The sequence below is a fragment of the Lactococcus sp. LG606 genome (assembly GCF_017309645.1).
Classification (GTDB): domain Bacteria; phylum Bacillota; class Bacilli; order Lactobacillales; family Streptococcaceae; genus Lactococcus; species Lactococcus petauri.
Map to the genome: position 1 here is coordinate 1,737,454 of NZ_CP071301.1, position 17,289 is coordinate 1,754,742.

A 17,289-nucleotide genomic window follows, 5' to 3' on the forward strand; every position below is an offset into this window, starting at 1 on the left:
AGCTGAACTCATATGTTCTATTACTTGGTAAAGTCCTCGAGCTATTAGTACTGGTCCGCTCCATCCCTCGCAGGACTTCCACTTCCAGCCTATCAACCTGATCATCTCTCAGGGCTCTTAATTCATAAAGAATGGGAAATCTCATCTTGAGGTGGGCTTCGCACTTAGATGCTTTCAGCGCTTATCCCTTCCCTACATAGCTACCCAGCGGTGCTCCTGGCGGAACAACTGGTACACCAGCGGTAAGTCCACCCCGGTCCTCTCGTACTAAGGGCAGATCCTCTCAAATTTCCTACGCCCGCGACGGATAGGGACCGAACTGTCTCACGACGTTCTGAACCCAGCTCGCGTGCCGCTTTAATGGGCGAACAGCCCAACCCTTGGGACCGACTACAGCCCCAGGATGCGACGAGCCGACATCGAGGTGCCAAACCTCCCCGTCGATGTGAACTCTTGGGGGAGATAAGCCTGTTATCCCCAGGGTAGCTTTTATCCGTTGAGCGATGGCCCTTCCATGCGGTACCACCGGATCACTAAGCCCTAGTTTCCTACCTGCTCGAGTTGTAGCTCTCGCAGTCAAGCTCCCTTATACCTTTACACTCTACACATGATTTCCAACCATGTTGAGGGAACCTTTGGGCGCCTCCGTTACTCTTTAGGAGGCGACCGCCCCAGTCAAACTGCCCGACAGACACTGTCTCCCACGCCGATTATGCGTGTGGGTTAGAGCAACCATGAAGCAAGGGTAGTATCCCAACAGCGACTCACTTGAAACTAGCGTCCCAAGGTCAAAGTCTCCTACCTATCCTGTACATGCTTCACAGGTACTCAATATCAATCTGCAGTAAAGCTCCATGGGGTCTTTCCGTCCTGTCGCGGGTAACCTGCATCTTCACAGGTACTAAAATTTCACCGAGTCTCTCGTTGAGACAGTATCCAAATCATTACGCCTTTCGTGCGGGTCGGAACTTACCCGACAAGGAATTTCGCTACCTTAGGACCGTTATAGTTACGGCCGCCGTTTACTGGGGCTTCAATTCAGAGCTTCGCCTAAGCTAACCCCTCCTCTTAACCTTCCAGCACCGGGCAGGCGTCACCCCCTATACATCACCTTGCGGTTTAGCAGAGAGCTGTGTTTTTGATAAACAGTTGCTTGGATCTTTTCACTGCGGCTGTATTTCTACAGCACCCCTTCTCCCGAAGTTACGGGGTCATTTTGCCGAGTTCCTTAACGAGAGTTCTCTCGATCACCTGAGGCTACTCGCCTCGACTACCTGTGTCGGTTTGCGGTACGGGTAGTATTGAATTAACGCTAGAAGATTTTCTTGGCAGTGTGACATCAAGGGCTTCGCAACCGTAGTTGCTTCCCCATCACAGCTCAATGTTAAAGGAAAATGCATTTGACACATTCCACACCTCACTGCTTAGACCAGAATCCATTAACTGGCTCCCTTTAGCCTACTGCGTCCCTCCATCACTAACAATACTAGTACAGGAATATCAACCTGTTGTCCATCGACTACGCCTTTCGGCCTCGCCTTAGGTCCCGACTAACCCAGGGCGGACGAGCCTTCCCCTGGAAACCTTAGTCTTACGGTGGATAAGATTCTCACTTATCTTGCGCTACTCATACCGGCATTCTCACTTGTAATCGCTCCAGCACCCCTCACGGTATACCTTCATCGCTGATTACAACGCTCTCCTACCATTTAATTAATATTAAATCCACAGCTTCGGTAATATGTTTAGCCCCGGTACATTTTCGGCGCAGGGTCACTCGACTAGTGAGCTATTACGCACTCTTTGAATGATAGCTGCTTCTGAGCTAACATCCTAGTTGTCTGTGCAACCCCACATCCTTTTCCACTTAACATATATTTTGGGACCTTAGCTGGTGGTCTGGGCTGTTTCCCTTTCGACTACGGATCTTAGCACTCGCAGTCTGACTGCCGCACATGTGTATTAGCATTCGGAGTTTATCTGAAATTGGTAACCCGAGATGGGCCCCTCATCCAAACAGTGCTCTACCTCCAATACACTTAAATTGCGACGCTAGCCCTAAAGCTATTTCGGAGAGAACCAGCTATCTCCCAGTTCGTTTGGAATTTCTCCGCTATCCACAAGTCATCCAAACACTTTTCAACGTGTCCTGGTTCGGTCCTCCAGTGCGTCTTACCGCACCTTCAACCTGCTCATGGATAGGTCACTAGGTTTCGGGTCTACATCATGATACTAAAGCGCCCTATTCAGACTCGCTTTCGCTACGGCTCCGCCTCTTCAGCTTAACCTCGCATCATAACGTAACTCGCCGGTTCATTCTACAAAAGGCACGCTCTCACCCATTGACGGGCTCGAACTTCTTGTAGGCACACGGTTTCAGGTGCTATTTCACTCCCCTCCCGGGGTTCTTTTCACCTTTCCCTCACGGTACTGGTTCACTATCGGTCATTAAGGAGTATTTAGGCTTGGGAGATGGTCCTCCCGGATTCAAACTGGATTTCGCGTGTCCAGCCCTACTCAGGATACTGCTAGGTATAAAGTCTATTTCAAATACGAGGCTATTACTCTCTTTGGCTTACCTTCCCAGGTAATTCTTCTATAGACTTTAAGTCCACGTTGCAGTCCTACAACCCCAAGAAGCAAGCTTCTTGGTTTGGCCTGTTTCCCGTTCGCTCGCCGCTACTTAGGAAATCGTTTTTACTTTCTCTTCCTGCAGGTACTTAGATGTTTCAGTTCTCTGCGTTACCTTCTCGTAAGCTATGTATTCACTTACGGATACTATGCATAACATAGTGGGTTTCCCCATTCGGAGACCTAGGGATCAATGCGTACTTACTGCTCCCCCTAGAATATCGTCGTTAGTCACGTCCTTCTTCGGCTCTTAATGCCAAGGCATCCACCGTGCGCCCTTATTAACTTTGCCATTAAAACAAGTATAAGTTTTTTCGAACTATTTAAAATAATTCGCAGCTTTACAGAAATGTTTTACCATTTCTCGGTTTATTTATCGTTATAAGATATTGTTATTTAGTTTTCAATGATCAATTCCTATTTTAACGTCTTCGTTGACAAGATACTTCCGTATCTTATGGAGCCTAGCGGGATCGAACCGCTGACCTCCTGCGTGCAAAGCAGGCGCTCTCCCAGCTGAGCTAAGGCCCCTTCTCTCAACGCAATCTTCTCTATCTTGCATCAAAAGACTGCTTGTTTGGTCTTTATAGACCCCTCAAAACTGAATAAAGTAGAACAACATCTTTTTTTATATTCCTTAGAAAGGAGGTGATCCAGCCGCACCTTCCGATACGGCTACCTTGTTACGACTTCACCCCAGTCATCGGTCTTACCTTAGGAAGCGCCCTCCTTGCGGTTAGGCAACCTACTTTGGGTACTCCCAACTTCCGTGGTGTGACGGGCGGTGTGTACAAGGCCCGGGAACGTATTCACCGCGGCGTGCTGATCCGCGATTACTAGCGATTCCGACTTCATGCAGGCGAGTTGCAGCCTGCAATCCGAACTGAGAATGGTTTTAAGAGATTAGCGCACCCTCGCGGGTTGGCGACTCGTTGTACCATCCATTGTAGCACGTGTGTAGCCCAGGTCATAAGGGGCATGATGATTTGACGTCATCCCCACCTTCCTCCGGTTTATCACCGGCAGTCTCACTAGAGTGCCCAACTTAATGATGGCAACTAGTAATAAGGGTTGCGCTCGTTGCGGGACTTAACCCAACATCTCACGACACGAGCTGACGACAACCATGCACCACCTGTATCCCGTGTCCCGAAGGAACTCCTTATCTCTAAGGATAGCACGAGTATGTCAAGACCTGGTAAGGTTCTTCGCGTTGCTTCGAATTAAACCACATGCTCCACCGCTTGTGCGGGCCCCCGTCAATTCCTTTGAGTTTCAACCTTGCGGTCGTACTCCCCAGGCGGAGTGCTTAATGCGTTAGCTGCGCTACAGAGAACTTATAGCTCCCTACAGCTAGCACTCATCGTTTACGGCGTGGACTACCAGGGTATCTAATCCTGTTTGCTCCCCACGCTTTCGAGCCTCAGTGTCAGTTACAGGCCAGAGAGCCGCTTTCGCCTCCGGTGTTCCTCCATATATCTACGCATTTCACCGCTACACATGGAATTCCACTCTCCTCTCCTGCACTCAAGTCTCCCAGTTTCCAATGCACACAATGGTTGAGCCACTGCCTTTTACATCAGACTTAAGAAACCACCTGCGCTCGCTTTACGCCCAATAAATCCGGACAACGCTTGGGACCTACGTATTACCGCGGCTGCTGGCACGTAGTTAGCCGTCCCTTTCTGGTTAGATACCGTCACTTAAGTAATTTTCCACTCTACTTAACGTTCTTCTCTAACAACAGAGTTTTACGATCCGAAAACCTTCTTCACTCACGCGGCGTTGCTCGGTCAGGGTTGCCCCCATTGCCGAAGATTCCCTACTGCTGCCTCCCGTAGGAGTCTGGGCCGTGTCTCAGTCCCAGTGTGGCCGATCACCCTCTCAGGTCGGCTATGTATCATCGCCTTGGTAGTCCTTTACACTACCAACTAGCTAATACAACGCGGGATCATCAAGTAGTGAAGCAATTGCTTCTTTCAAATAAGAATCATGCGATTCTCATTGTTATGCGGTATTAGCGTTCGTTTCCAAACGTTGTCCCCCGCTACTCGGCAGATTTCCCACGCGTTACTCACCCGTTCGCCGCTCTTCATAAAAATAGCAAGCTATCTTTAATCATCGCTCGACTTGCATGTATTAGGCACGCCGCCAGCGTTCGTCCTGAGCCAGGATCAAACTCTCATTTAAATTTAGTTCATCAAATGAACTGGCTGTTGTTTTGTCTTTCATTATTGAATTGACAGTTGGTATACAAGAAGTTAACTTCTCGCATATAGTCATTCTACTTTATTCAGTTTTCAAAGGTCTATCGCTCTCGTAAGAGATACGCTCTCTCGCGACAACTATTATATTCTATCAAACTCACTTTGTTCTGTCAAGAATAAACTGTGATTTTTCTCCCTTTTTTTTACACTCGTTCGGAAAACCCCGCCGTTGTCACGTTTCATCACTTATTTTTTTTGTGTTTTATTCTCGTTTTTGTCATTTTGTGGTATTATTAGCTCATGGAAGAAAAAATTTATCTACTAAATATAGAAGATATTAGTAAAAATCCTTATCAACCCCGCAAACATTTTGATCACGATAAGTTAAAAGAGTTATCACATTCTATAGAAGTTAATGGTGTTCTTCAACCCATTATTGTTCGTAAGAGTAATCTTTTTGGCTATGAACTTCTAGCAGGAGAACGGCGTTTGCGTGCATCAAAACTGGCGAAGCTGGATAAGATACCAGCGATTATTCGTTCTTATTCTGATAAGGATATGATGGTGCTCTCTATTTTAGAAAATTTGCAGCGTGATGACATGAGTCCATTAGACGAAGCTGAAAGCATCAAAAAAATTTTAGAAAAAAGCTCATTGACTCATGATGAAGTTGCTCAACATCTCGGAAAATCTCGTTCCTATATTTCAAATCTCTTGAGAATTTTAAAGCTTCCTCAAGAAATACTTCATCTATTAGAAGAGAAAAAAATTAGTTTAGCTCACGCCCGGACACTTCTTGCTGAAGAAAATAAAGAAAAACAAGTTTCCTTAGCTCATAAAGTCATTCAGGAAAAACTTAATGTGCGACAACTTGAAGATATCATTTACCAAAAAGTTGCCACTAAAAAAACGAATAATAAAAAAAGCATTTATATAGAAGAAAAGGAAAAAGAAATTGCAAGATGTTTAGGTGTAAGTAATAAAATTTCATATAATGAAAAGCACCAAAATGGAAAACTAGAGTTGCATTTTGACAGTTTAGAAAAACTCGAAGAACTCTTGAATAAACTCACAAAAAATCCACAGTGAATTCACTGTGGATTTTTTATCCCAAGATTTATTCACAAAAATTTTGTTTTCCTTTTTTGTGGAAAAGTTTAGAAACGCTTGTTATAGCCTTTGCCTCCTGTGGAAAACTTTTTATCCTTCCACATTATCCACATTTTTGGGGATAGTTATCCACTTCTGTGGAAAAATCGTATTTTTTTTTCAACAGCGGTGGATAAATAGTTATCAACATGATATAATAGGTTCTACTTAATTTTAATATATTAGAGGAAAAATATGGCTCTCCAAAAAGAAAAAAAAGAATTTTGGACGAGAGTAAAAGAATTAGCGAAAAAAAATATCAAGCCGCAGTCTTATGATTTCTTCATTGAGCCTGCCCAACTGTTAGAAATTGAAAATGATGTAGCAACCATTATCGTGGGGGCGAAGTTTCATAAAGATTTTTGGCGGAGTCAGGAAGGACTAATCAGTACAGCTGGGTTTGAAATTTTTGATCGACCAATTCGTTTCAATTTACTTTCAGAAGAAGAAGTTTCAGAAAAAATTGAACAAGAAATCAATGAACAAGATGGCTTTGATGAAGCACCTGCTCTAGCAACTCCGGATTTCACGCGCTTAAATCCAAAGTACATTTTTGATAATTACATCCAAGGTGAAGGTAATAAATGGGCAAAAGCTGCTGCTTTTGCTGTTGCCGATAAACCAGGGGATGTTTATAATCCTCTCTTCATTTATGGAGGTTCTGGACTTGGCAAGACACATTTGATGCATGCGATTGGCAACGAAATCTTGAAAGATAATCCGCATTCTAAGGTTAAATATGTCTCTGCAGAAACTTTTGTCAATGACTATGTCAATGCAACACGTAAAGGACAGATGGCAAAATTTGAAGAAACATATCGAAACTTAGATATACTTCTTCTTGATGACGTCCAGTTCTTTAGTGATAAAGAAGGTACCCAAAACGAGTTTTTCAATACTTTTAATACTCTTCATGATCGTGGTGCTCAAATCGTTCTCACTTCGGACCGTATACCACAAGAACTCAATAAACTTGAAGAGCGTTTAGTGACTCGTTTTTCATGGGGATTAACGACAGACATCACAGCACCTGACTATGAAACACGTATGGCCATTCTCCAGACAAAGTCTGAGAGCAGTAATTTAGAGTTCCCTCAAGAAACTCTTAGTTATATCGCTGGCCAAATTGACTCAAATGTCCGTGAACTTGAAGGTGCACTTAATCGTGTAGAGTTTGTTGCGAAAACAAACAACCAAACGGTAGTCAATATTGATACCGCCAGTGAAGCTCTGCGTTCTCTTAAAAGTAATACGCAGCAACCTTTATCAAATTTGACAGTCAAAAAAATACAAGATGAGGTTGCAAAATACTATCATGTGTCAACAGCTGATCTTATTGGGCCTAAACGACCAAAAGAAATTGCATTTCCAAGACAAATTGCAATGTATTTAATTCGTGAATTGTTGGCACTCAGTCTTCCAGCTATTGGCAATGAGTTTGGTGGACGCGATCATACTACTGTCATGTATGCGCACAAGCAAATAACAGAAAAAATGAAAAATGACATCGATGTTCAAAAAGACATTGACGCCATCAAGCGACTGTTTCAATAAAAAGTGGCCTGTGGAAAACTTCAAAAGATTTCCTTGAGTTATCCTCTACTTATACACAGTGGAAAACTTAGAAAAGTTCATGTTTTCGCGCTTATCCCCATACTCACAAGACCTACTACTATTACTAATATATTTATATAAACAAATAAAGAAAAGGACTATCATGATAAAATTTTCAATTAACAAAGTAGCTTTTCAAAATGCACTAAAAATTACTAAACAAGCGATTGGTTCAAAAGTTACTATTCCTGCTTTAACCAAATTAAAAATTACAGTCAGTGCAGAAGGAATTACACTAACAGGATCCAATGGTCAAATTTCGATTGAGAACTTTTTACCTGCCAGTGATAAAGATGCTGGAATGAATATCTCTGGTACTGGTAGTATCTTATTGGAAGCTTCATTCTTTGAAAGTGTAGTTAGCCAAATGCCAGAACTTACTTTAGAATTTGAAGAATTAGAACAAAAACAAGTACTACTCACTTCTGGAAAGTCAGAAATTACTTTAAAAGGACAGGATGCCGAGATTTATCCACGTATTCAAGAAATTTCACAAGAAAATCCTCTTAAAATTAATGTTGGTTTTTTGAAAGAAATTTTTACAGAAACAGTATTTGCTGTAAGTACGCAAGAAAGTCGTCCTATTTTTACTGGGGTACATTTGGTCTTATCAGATAAGAAAAATCTCAAAGCTGTTGCGACTGACTCACATCGTATGAGTCAACGCTTGCTTGCTCTTGAGAATGATGGTTCTGATTTTGATGTCGTTCTTCCTAGTAAGTCTATCCAAAGTTTCAAAAATGTATTTACTAATGATGAGGAAGATTTGGATATTTCCTTGGCGAATAATCAAATTCTCTTCCGTAATGAGCGTATCAGTTACTACAGCCGTCTAATTGAAGGGACTTATCCTGATACGAATCGTTTAATACCTAATGAAGCTGATTATAGCTTAAATCTCGTCTTTGATGTGGCTGCTTTACGTCGTACAATGGAACGTGCACGTCTCTTATCAAATGCAACAGCAAATGGTACTGTTAAACTTACTGTTTCAGGAGATTCAGTAATTACAACAGCCAATTCACCTGAAGTTGGTAGTGTTCATGAAGAGTTGACAGCAATTGAAAAAACTGGTGAGGATATTGCAATTAGCTTTAACCCACAATATCTGATTGATGCGCTTCGTGTTATAAAAGAACCGGAAGTTCGTATTCGTTTCATTTCAAACGTTCGTCCTTTTACACTTCTTCCTAAAAATGATACAGACAGTTTCGTACAGCTTATTACACCTGTCAGAACAAACTAAAAAATGTTAGAATAGACTTAACGAAAGTGAGGTCTATTTTTTTATGGAAATCATTTATACTGAAATTACACAAGATCTAACTCAATTTCTTTTGGAGCGTGCTCAACAGGCATTGAAAGAAGAGAAAAAAGTTTATTATATTGTTCCATCTTCAATGTCTTTTGAAAAAGAAAAGGGAATTTTAGAGCGTATTTCATCAGGTGCAGATACAGCCGTTTTTGACCTCTTGGTTACACGTTTTAAGCAACTTCCTTATTATTTTGATCGTAAAGAAAAAAATACAGATGAAAAAGTCGAACTCAGTCAGTCTGGATTGAGTATGCTTTTTCGTAAAGTTTTGAAGTCTTTTTCTAAAGAAGAATTGCCACTCTATTATAGTTTGCAAAGTTCACCAGCTTTTCTTGAAATGTTGGTGAATTTGCGTGCAGAATTAGTTACTGCAAATTTAACCTGTGAAGACTTGCCCGAAAGTCCCAAAAATATGGAGTTATCAGCAATTTTGGGACGTTTCGAAGATGAATTAAATCTTTCTTATGCTAATTTTTCAGAGTTTCAACATTTTATACAAAGTATAAATGAGGGCAAATTTAATCAGGTGTTACATGAGGCGGTAATCATTATTGATGGCTATACGCGGTTTACTGCTGAAGAGGAAAGTTTTATTTCTGCCCTTCATTCCGCAGGTTCAGAAATCATCATTGGGACCTATGCTCGTTCATCAGACTATAAGTTGACAGATTTTTCTTTGTCGGTTTACACGAATGCTCTAGAGATGATTCAACGTTTTCGCAATAAGTTTTCTGCTCAAATCTCTTCTGTTTCGAATACAAAACCAGATAAAGTATATGATAAGTTGACACGTTTGATTGAACTGGAAACTAATTTTATTCAGGAAAGAGAAAATATTGAGCTGGAGTCTAAAGATAAAGAACATTTTGAAATCTGGGAAGCAGAAAACCAGATGGCAGAAATCGAAGCCGTTGCTAAAGAAATCCGTCAAAAGATAGCTCAAGGCGCTTTATTTAAAGACTTTACGGTATTGGTTGGTGATGTGGAAGCTTACGCAATACCAGTTCAAGAAATCTTTGATTTGTATGAGATTCCTTTTTTCTATGCTCAGGAAGAAGCAATGAGTCAGCATCCCTTGATTATTTTCTTAGAAAGTCTTTATGCAATAAAAAAGAACAATTATCGTACTAATGATGTGGTCAATCTCCTTAAAAGCAAAGTTTACAGTGGTGTAAACTTTAGCCAAGATGCCTTAGATTACTTTGAATATTATGTGAACAAGTATAAAATTCGAGGCAGAAAGAAATTTGCCACTGCTTTTGAAGAAAGTGAATTTTTAGAATTAGAGCAGGTTGAAACTTTAAGAGAAGAGATGCTTGGTGAATCCTCAGCTCTTCAAAAGTTTTTGACAGGTAGTTCAGAAAAAACGGGAGCCAAGTGGCTTGAACAATTTCAACATTTTATCCAAAATGGCAATGTTCTTGAGAATATGAATCTGCTTTATAATCAAGCTGAAGCTGAAGAAAATCATGTCTTGGCAGATAAGTACGAACAGGTTTGGAAATTATTGCTTTCTAATTTGAAGGAATTTCAGGCCGTTTTTGCTGAGCAAAAGATGAAAGTGCTCGAATTTCTTGAATTAATCTTAGCTGGATTGAAAGGTGCGAAATATCGCCAAATTCCTGCAAATGTTGATGTTGTCAATGTAAAAGACTATGAACTGGTGGAAGCAAGAACCAATAAGTATATCTATGCTATTGGTCTGACAATGGCTAACTTTCCCAAAATCAAGAAAAATTCTAGCTTACTTTCGGATGAAGAACGTGCGATTATTAATCAAAATGTATCTCATGATGATTTTCGTTTTATTGAGCAATTAAATGTGACAAACTCTAGTAAGAATACCTTTACAAGTGTCTCTTTGGTCAATGCAGCAACAGAAAAGCTCGTACTTTCGACACCTCAAATTTATGCGAATGCTCAAGATGATAGCTCGGCATTATTGCAGTTATTTATTGAACATACAAAAGCAGGAGAAAGTGTTAAACGTGAAGTATCTTCAGTTAATCTCCTGGAAACCGTAACGCATATAGGGAATACACGTTCTCTCATTACAAATATTGGGAAAATTGAACATCTACTTGCTCAAGAGGAAATCGATGGGGGAGAGGATAAACGTAGTTTTTGGTCCAGTTTATTCCGTATTCTTCTTAAAGAAAATCCCGATTTTCAACGTTTGATTTATAATCTTGATCAAGATATAGCACCTGTATCCTTGGATCCTGAGACTGTAAAAGAAATTTACAAGGATAAAATCCATGCTTCTGTGAGTAGTTTTGAACGTTTTTATAATTGCGAGTACCAGTACTTTTTAGAACAGACCTTAGGATTAGAAAGTTTTGAAAATATAGATTTGAATTCAAAAGTCGTTGGTAATTTCTTTCATGAAGTTTTTGAAAAACTCCTAGATAATCCTAACTTGAACAGCGAAAATTTCGATGATCACTTGGAAAGTGTTTTACGTGATGTTGACACTTCCTATGCCCGCTATTTCACACAAGATGCAACCGCACAATTTACATGGACAAATCTTGGAGAAATCGTCAAGCAAACTGCAGTTGTTTTGAAAAAAGGCTTGGAAAATGATCAGATGAAGACTTTAGCAACCGAGAGTGCTTTTGGTTTACCGCAAAGTGAACTGGGTAATTTTTCTATAGACAAGATTAATTTACGTGGAAGGATTGATAGAATAGATCAATTTTTTGATGATAGTATTGGTGCTATTGATTATAAATCTAGTCAGCATAAATTTGATCTTGCGTCAGCTTATGATGGAACAAGTTTACAGTTTCTTACTTATTTAGATGTCCTCAAGCAAATGAATGCTGATCAAAAGCTTTGGGGCGCTCTTTACCTGCAGTTAAAAAACGAAAGTATCAATCTTTCTGATGTAGATTATTTAGGAGAAATAGCTGCCTTATTAGCGAAAAAAATGCGCTATGAAGGTCTTATTCTGGAAGAGTATAAGGATAAAGTAAATCAGGAAATTGACATTGTTAACATTAATCGAAATAATGTCTATAGTCAAGAGGAGTTTGAAGGCCTTATCAAGCTCAACGAAAGTCATTATGCTCGTGCGGGAGAACGACTGCGTGAGGGAGAGATAGCGATTAACCCAGTCATGACTAAAGAAGGTACTGATAAATCTGGTAACGTACACGGATGTCGCTATTGTCCTTTAAAATCAATCTGTCGCTTTGAAGCAAGCAGGCATATGAATGATTATGCCCGTGAAGTCGGTCAAAAAAGTCGCAAAGAGATTCTTGAAGAGTTGAAAGGAGGTCCAGTAAATGACTGAAGTAAAATTGACACCCGAACAGGAAGAAGCAATACATAGCCAAGGACATAATATACTTGTTTCAGCAAGTGCTGGATCAGGAAAGACTTTTGTCATGGCGAACCGGATTGTTGAAAAAATAAAAAATGGCATTGATATTGAGAGCTTATTTATTTCAACCTTTACTAAAAAAGCGGCAGCAGAATTACGCATGCGTTTAGAAAAAGATCTAAAGAAAGCAAGTTATAAATCTCAAGATAGTATTGAAAAACAAAGGATTAAACTGGCATTACAAAAACTGCCTCATGCAGACATTGGTACAATGGATAGCTTTACACAGAAATTGTTACGAGAAAATTTTAATCGTGTAGATATTGATCCAAACTTTAGAATTCTAGCAGATCAGACAGAGAGTGATCTCTTGAAGCAAGAAGTCTTTGATGATCTGGTCGAGCAATATCTTTCAGAACAATCAGAAATCAAAGAGATAGCAAAAATAGATAAAAAGACCTTTGAAAAGCTGGTAAAAAATTTTTCAAGAGATCGGAATATTAAAGGCTTCCAGAGCGTGGTTTACACTGTTTACAACTTTGCTTCAGCAACAGAAAGTCCTGAAAATTGGTTAAAAAATGAATTTCTTAAAGGCTTTGATTTTTATCAAAAATTCTCTGATTTACCCGAATCATTTTCACAAGATGTAGTCTTACAACTCGAAACCTTTATTTTAGATTTACAGAAATCTCTGACGGAAAAAAATCTTACGGGGAAAACTTTAGAAAAAGTACAGATCGTAGTGGATAATCAAGAACATCTTCTTTCTAGTTTAGCTCGGAGAGATTATCTTCAATTTACGGAAATTTTTAGATCTCTTGACTTTTCGCGCTGGTCATTAAAGAAAGATGAAATTTTAGCAGAAAGTTTTAAGTCTGTGATAGGAACCAAGACTGCTCCAGGTCTTGTAAGAGATTTTTTAGAAAAAATAAAACATTTGTCAACGATTGAAAAATATCAACCTGAAGCAAAAGTTTTGGCTGAAACCCTTCAAAAATTTGTTCTATATTTTTATAATGTCTATCTGGAGCGAAAACGTTCGGAAAATGCATTTGAATATTCGGATATTGCCCATTTTGCGATTAAAATATTAGAAGAAAATCCAGATGTCGCAACGGCTTATCGTAATAAATATAGTGAAATAATGATTGACGAGTATCAAGATACCAGTCATGTCCAAGAAGCGATGCTACGGTTGCTGAGTAAAAATGGTGACGGCTCTGATAATCTTTTTATGGTTGGTGATATTAAGCAATCGATATATGGTTTTCGTTTGGCCGATCCTAGTCTTTTTCTCAAGAAATACATGGCCTATGCTGATGAAACGAATCCTAATCAACTGATTCGTCTCAAAGAAAATTTTCGTTCACGCGGGGAAGTCCTCTCCTTCACAAATGAGGTATTTAAACATTTGATGGACGAAGAAGTGGGAGAAATGATATACGGTAAAGAAGAGGAATTGGTCCAAGGGAATCTTATGGACTATCCGGAGAAGTTAGAAGAGAACTTTTACCCTGAGCTCCTTCTTTATGAAGAAGATACTTTAGAAGATGAGTCAGAACAAATGAGTGATGGAGAAATAAAAGTTGTTGCTCAACAAATTAAGGAGCTGATAGCCTCTGATGAGAACTTAGAATATAAAGACATCGCTCTTTTGGTGCGTTCCAAATCTCAAAATAATAAAATTGAAGATATCTTAAAAGCTTACGATATTCCAGTCGTTTTGGATGAGGGGCGCGTTGACTTTTTAAAATCTCTTGAAGTAACCTTAATTTTGGATGTCTTGCGTGCTATAGATAATCCGCTCTATGATATTCCTTTAGTGGCGACCTTACGCTCACCAATGTTTAACTTTACAGAGGATGATCTTACAAGGATTAGTTTGAATGCTGGTTCTGATACCCGGTTTTGGCAGAAGTTGCAGCTTAGTGATGGAGAGCTGATAGACAAATCCCTTAAAACAAAGATTGATACCTTTTTGGAGAGGTTTACAGGGTGGCGTAAACTTGTAAACGAAGTCACTATCCATGAACTTCTATGGAAGATTTACACAGAAACTTTTTATCTGGACTATGTTGGAGCGCTACCAAATGGTGAGATGCGTCAAGCCAATCTTCATGCTCTTTCAGTAAGGGCTGAATCCTATGAAAGTTCGGGCTATAAAGGTCTTTTCCGATTCATCAAGATGATTGATAAATTTATGGAACAAAACAACGACCTTGCTTCTGTGAATATTAAGTTGCCACAAAATGCGGTAAGAGTAATGACTTTTCATAAGTCCAAAGGGTTAGAGTTTGATGTTGTCTTTCTCATGAATTTACAAACTAAGTTCAACCAGAAAGATCTAAGAGATTCGGTGATACTTACTCGGGAAAATGGCTTAGGAATGAAATATACTGCTGATTTAAAAAATGAGTCAGCTGTAGAGACCGATTTTCCCTATGCTTTGGTTAAAATGGAAACCTTACCGTATCTCGTCAATAAGGATTTGAAGCGAAATGCAATGCTTTCAGAAGAAATGCGTGTTCTTTATGTCGCCTTTACAAGAGCGAAGAAAAAACTCTATATGGTCGGTAAAATCAAACCAAAAGATCTGGAAAAATATGGGGAAACGAAATTAGAAAAAGGCATTTTACCTCTTAAATATCGTCAAGCTGCGAATGGCTACCAACATTGGTTGTTAGCTCTTCAAAAAGCACATAAGTTACCGATGAATTTTAAAGTAATCAAGGCTGCTGATTTACAAGGAGTTGATAAAAAGTTTACAGTTTATCCTGACTTTAAAAAATTAGCAGAAGACGCGAAAAAATTTGATAAAATAATGGATAGCTTATCCGATGTAAAACAAGCGCGTGCTATATTAGATTATCAATATCCAAAGGTAGCAGCAACGAAGCTTTCAAGCATTCAAACTCCCAGTCAAGTAAAAAAAAGAAGTTATGAAAAGCAATTAGAGTTGGGAAATGTTTTACCATCAAGTGAGTATGAACGTGTAAAACAGTTGGAGATGTTGGATTTTGGTCAACATAAAATTACAGCTGCCGAAATAGGTTCTGCTACCCATAGTTTTATGCAATATGCAGATTTTTCACGACCAAACTTATTCGACTTCCAACAAACCTTGGATCAGATGGAGCTTCTGGATGAAGTGAAAAACAAAATTGATTTATCCAAAATTCTGACTTTATTTGACACAGATTTTGGTAAAGTCCTGGTTGATAACGTGGAGCGTACAACTAAGGAAGCACCTTTTTCTATGTTGAAAACGGATGAAGTTGCACAAGAACAATATATTGTTCGAGGAATATGTGATGGCTTTATAAAATTTGAAGATAAGATTATCTTATTTGACTATAAGACGGATTATTTTCGCAATCAAGCGCAGATTGCAGAAATCAAGAAAAATTATGAAGTTCAGATGGAACTCTATGCAGATGCTTTAAGAAAGGCCTATCATGTCAACCAAGTTGACAAGTATTTGATTTTATTAGGTGGACCTCAAAAAGTCGTCGTAGAAAGGTTGTAAAATGTTAGACTATCAATTAGGATCAATTGTTGAAATGAAGAAACCACATGCTTGTACAATCAAATCAACGGGAAAAAAAGCAAACAGTTGGGAAATAATTCGCATGGGTGCAGATATCAAAATTCGATGTACGAATTGTGATCATGTCGTTATGATGAACCGTAATGATTTCAATAAAAAAATAAAAAAAGTTGTGACAAAGTAGTCACAAATTTTTGTTTGGACTTTTAAAAACCTTGATAGAATATGCTTTTTTGTCTTTTTTCATGATTTACGGTATAATTGGATGACTATAAAATTTGACGGAGAAATGAATAAATATGGCTTTAACAGCAGGTATTGTCGGCCTTCCTAATGTCGGAAAATCTACTCTTTTTAATGCAATTACAAAAGCAGGTGCTGAAGCAGCAAACTATCCTTTTGCAACCATCGAGCCTAATGTAGGTATGGTTGAAGTTCCCGATGAACGCTTGACTAAAATCACAGAATTAATCAAACCTAAAAAGACTGTTCCTACAACTTTTGAATTTACAGATATTGCAGGTATTGTAAAAGGTGCCTCTAAAGGTGAAGGTTTGGGTAATAAGTTCCTTGCGAATATTCGCGAGGTTGATGCAATCGTACACGTGGTTCGTGCTTTTGATGATGAAAACGTGATGCGCGAAAATAACCGTGAGGATTCTTTCGTTGATCCATTGGCAGATATTGAAACAATTAATTTAGAGTTGATTTTGGCCGATTTGGAATCCGTAAATAAACGCTATGCGCGGGTTGAAAAAGTCGCACGTACGGTTAAGGATAAAGATGCGGTAGCAGAATTCAATGTTTTGTCTAAAATCAAGCCAGTTTTGGAAAATGGAAAATCTGCGCGAACAGTAGAATTTGATGAAGAAGAGCAAAAAGTTGTCAAACAGCTATTCCTACTTACTACAAAACCTGTCCTGTATGTCGCTAATGTAGGTGAAGATGAAGTAAGTGCACCAGATGACATTGAATATGTGAAACAAATTCGTGAATTTGCAGCGACTGAAAATGCAGAGGTTGTTGTTATTTCAGCACGTGCTGAAGAAGAAATTGCCGAACTTGATGATGAGGACAAAGCAGAGTTTCTTGAAGCACTCGGTTTAGAAGAATCTGGTGTTGATAAATTGACAAAAGCAGCTTATCACTTACTTGGACTTGCCACATATTTTACAGCTGGCGAAAAAGAAGTGCGTGCTTGGACCTTTAAGCGAGGCATGAAAGCTCCTCAATTGGCAGGAGTCATTCATAGTGATTTTGAAAAAGGATTTATTCGTGCTGTAACCATGTCTTATGATGATTTGATGAAATATGGTAGTGAAAAGGCTGTTAAAGAAGCAGGACGTTTACGTGAAGAGGGTAAAGAATATGTGGGACAAGATGGCGATATCATGGAATTCCGCTTTAACGTGTAAGATAGTTCCCCAAGCGTTTAAGCCTATGAGCCAAAAAGTTTTACAATAACTAAAAAGAGCTGATTTGTATGAATCAGCCTTTT

7 protein-coding genes, 1 tRNA gene and 2 rRNA genes are annotated in these 17,289 nt (G+C 39.3%); 7 read left to right on the top strand and 3 right to left on the bottom strand.

Going from position 1 to position 17,289, the window contains the following annotated elements; all coding sequences use genetic code 11:
* Positions 1–24: 24 nt before the first annotated feature.
* The 3 genes from J0J35_RS08610 to J0J35_RS08620 all read right to left on the bottom strand — a co-directional run bounded on the left by J0J35_RS08610 (position 25) and on the right by J0J35_RS08620 (position 4,821).
* Positions 25–2,923, bottom strand: a 23S ribosomal RNA gene (locus tag J0J35_RS08610).
* Positions 2,924–3,089: 166 nt separating this feature from the next.
* A tRNA-Ala gene (locus J0J35_RS08615) sits at positions 3,090–3,162 on the bottom strand.
* 110 nt (positions 3,163–3,272) lie between these two features.
* Positions 3,273–4,821, bottom strand: a 16S ribosomal RNA gene (locus tag J0J35_RS08620).
* Together the 16S and 23S rRNA genes with 1 tRNA gene alongside form the textbook arrangement of a ribosomal RNA operon.
* 317 nt (positions 4,822–5,138) lie before the next feature.
* Between J0J35_RS08620 and J0J35_RS08625 the strand changes: the two genes are divergently transcribed.
* From J0J35_RS08625 to ychF, 7 genes are all read left to right on the top strand, one after another.
* On the top strand, positions 5,139–5,927 hold the full coding sequence (locus J0J35_RS08625; RefSeq protein WP_019293616.1) for a ParB/RepB/Spo0J family partition protein: 789 nt from the start codon (positions 5,139–5,141) through the stop codon (positions 5,925–5,927).
* 255 nt (positions 5,928–6,182) lie between these two features.
* The gene (gene dnaA, locus J0J35_RS08630; RefSeq protein WP_019335926.1) at positions 6,183–7,541 is read left to right on the top strand and encodes a chromosomal replication initiator protein DnaA; all 1,359 of its coding nucleotides are present in this window, start codon (positions 6,183–6,185) and stop codon (positions 7,539–7,541) included.
* A 163-nt stretch (positions 7,542–7,704) separates the two neighbouring features.
* Positions 7,705–8,847: a DNA polymerase III subunit beta gene (gene dnaN, locus J0J35_RS08635; RefSeq protein ID WP_019293615.1), complete on the top strand. Its 1,143-nt coding sequence runs from the start codon at positions 7,705–7,707 to the stop codon at positions 8,845–8,847.
* Positions 8,848–8,890: 43 nt separating this feature from the next.
* Positions 8,891–12,214: an ATP-dependent nuclease subunit B gene (rexB, locus tag J0J35_RS08640; protein ID WP_206916649.1), complete on the top strand. Its 3,324-nt coding sequence runs from the start codon at positions 8,891–8,893 to the stop codon at positions 12,212–12,214.
* Positions 12,207–15,770, top strand: a complete 3,564-nt coding sequence (gene addA, locus J0J35_RS08645) for a helicase-exonuclease AddAB subunit AddA (protein WP_206916651.1) — start codon at positions 12,207–12,209, stop codon at positions 15,768–15,770. Before rexB ends, addA begins: the two co-directional genes overlap by 8 nt.
* Position 15,771: 1 nt before the next feature.
* Positions 15,772–15,975 (top strand): DUF951 domain-containing protein, encoded by a 204-nt coding sequence (locus tag J0J35_RS08650; protein WP_014024078.1) that lies wholly within the window; start codon positions 15,772–15,774, stop codon positions 15,973–15,975.
* A 115-nt stretch (positions 15,976–16,090) separates the two neighbouring features.
* A complete protein-coding gene (gene ychF / locus J0J35_RS08655; RefSeq protein WP_206916653.1) occupies positions 16,091–17,206 on the top strand; it encodes a redox-regulated ATPase YchF in 1,116 nt (371 codons plus the stop codon).
* The last annotated feature ends 83 nt before the right edge of the window (positions 17,207–17,289 follow it).

What these genes read in the sequence shown, in the direction of transcription:
- J0J35_RS08650 (WP_014024078.1), top strand. Translation starts at nt 15,772, where the DNA reads ATGTTAGACTATCAATTAGGATCAATTGTTGAAATGAAGAAACCACAT.
- rexB (WP_206916649.1), top strand. Translation starts at nt 8,891, where the DNA reads ATGGAAATCATTTATACTGAAATTACACAAGATCTAACTCAATTTCTT.
- ychF (WP_206916653.1), top strand. Translation starts at nt 16,091, where the DNA reads ATGGCTTTAACAGCAGGTATTGTCGGCCTTCCTAATGTCGGAAAATCT.
- dnaA (WP_019335926.1), top strand. Translation starts at nt 6,183, where the DNA reads ATGGCTCTCCAAAAAGAAAAAAAAGAATTTTGGACGAGAGTAAAAGAA.
- dnaN (WP_019293615.1), top strand. Translation starts at nt 7,705, where the DNA reads ATGATAAAATTTTCAATTAACAAAGTAGCTTTTCAAAATGCACTAAAA.
- J0J35_RS08625 (WP_019293616.1), top strand. Translation starts at nt 5,139, where the DNA reads ATGGAAGAAAAAATTTATCTACTAAATATAGAAGATATTAGTAAAAAT.
- addA (WP_206916651.1), top strand. Translation starts at nt 12,207, where the DNA reads ATGACTGAAGTAAAATTGACACCCGAACAGGAAGAAGCAATACATAGC.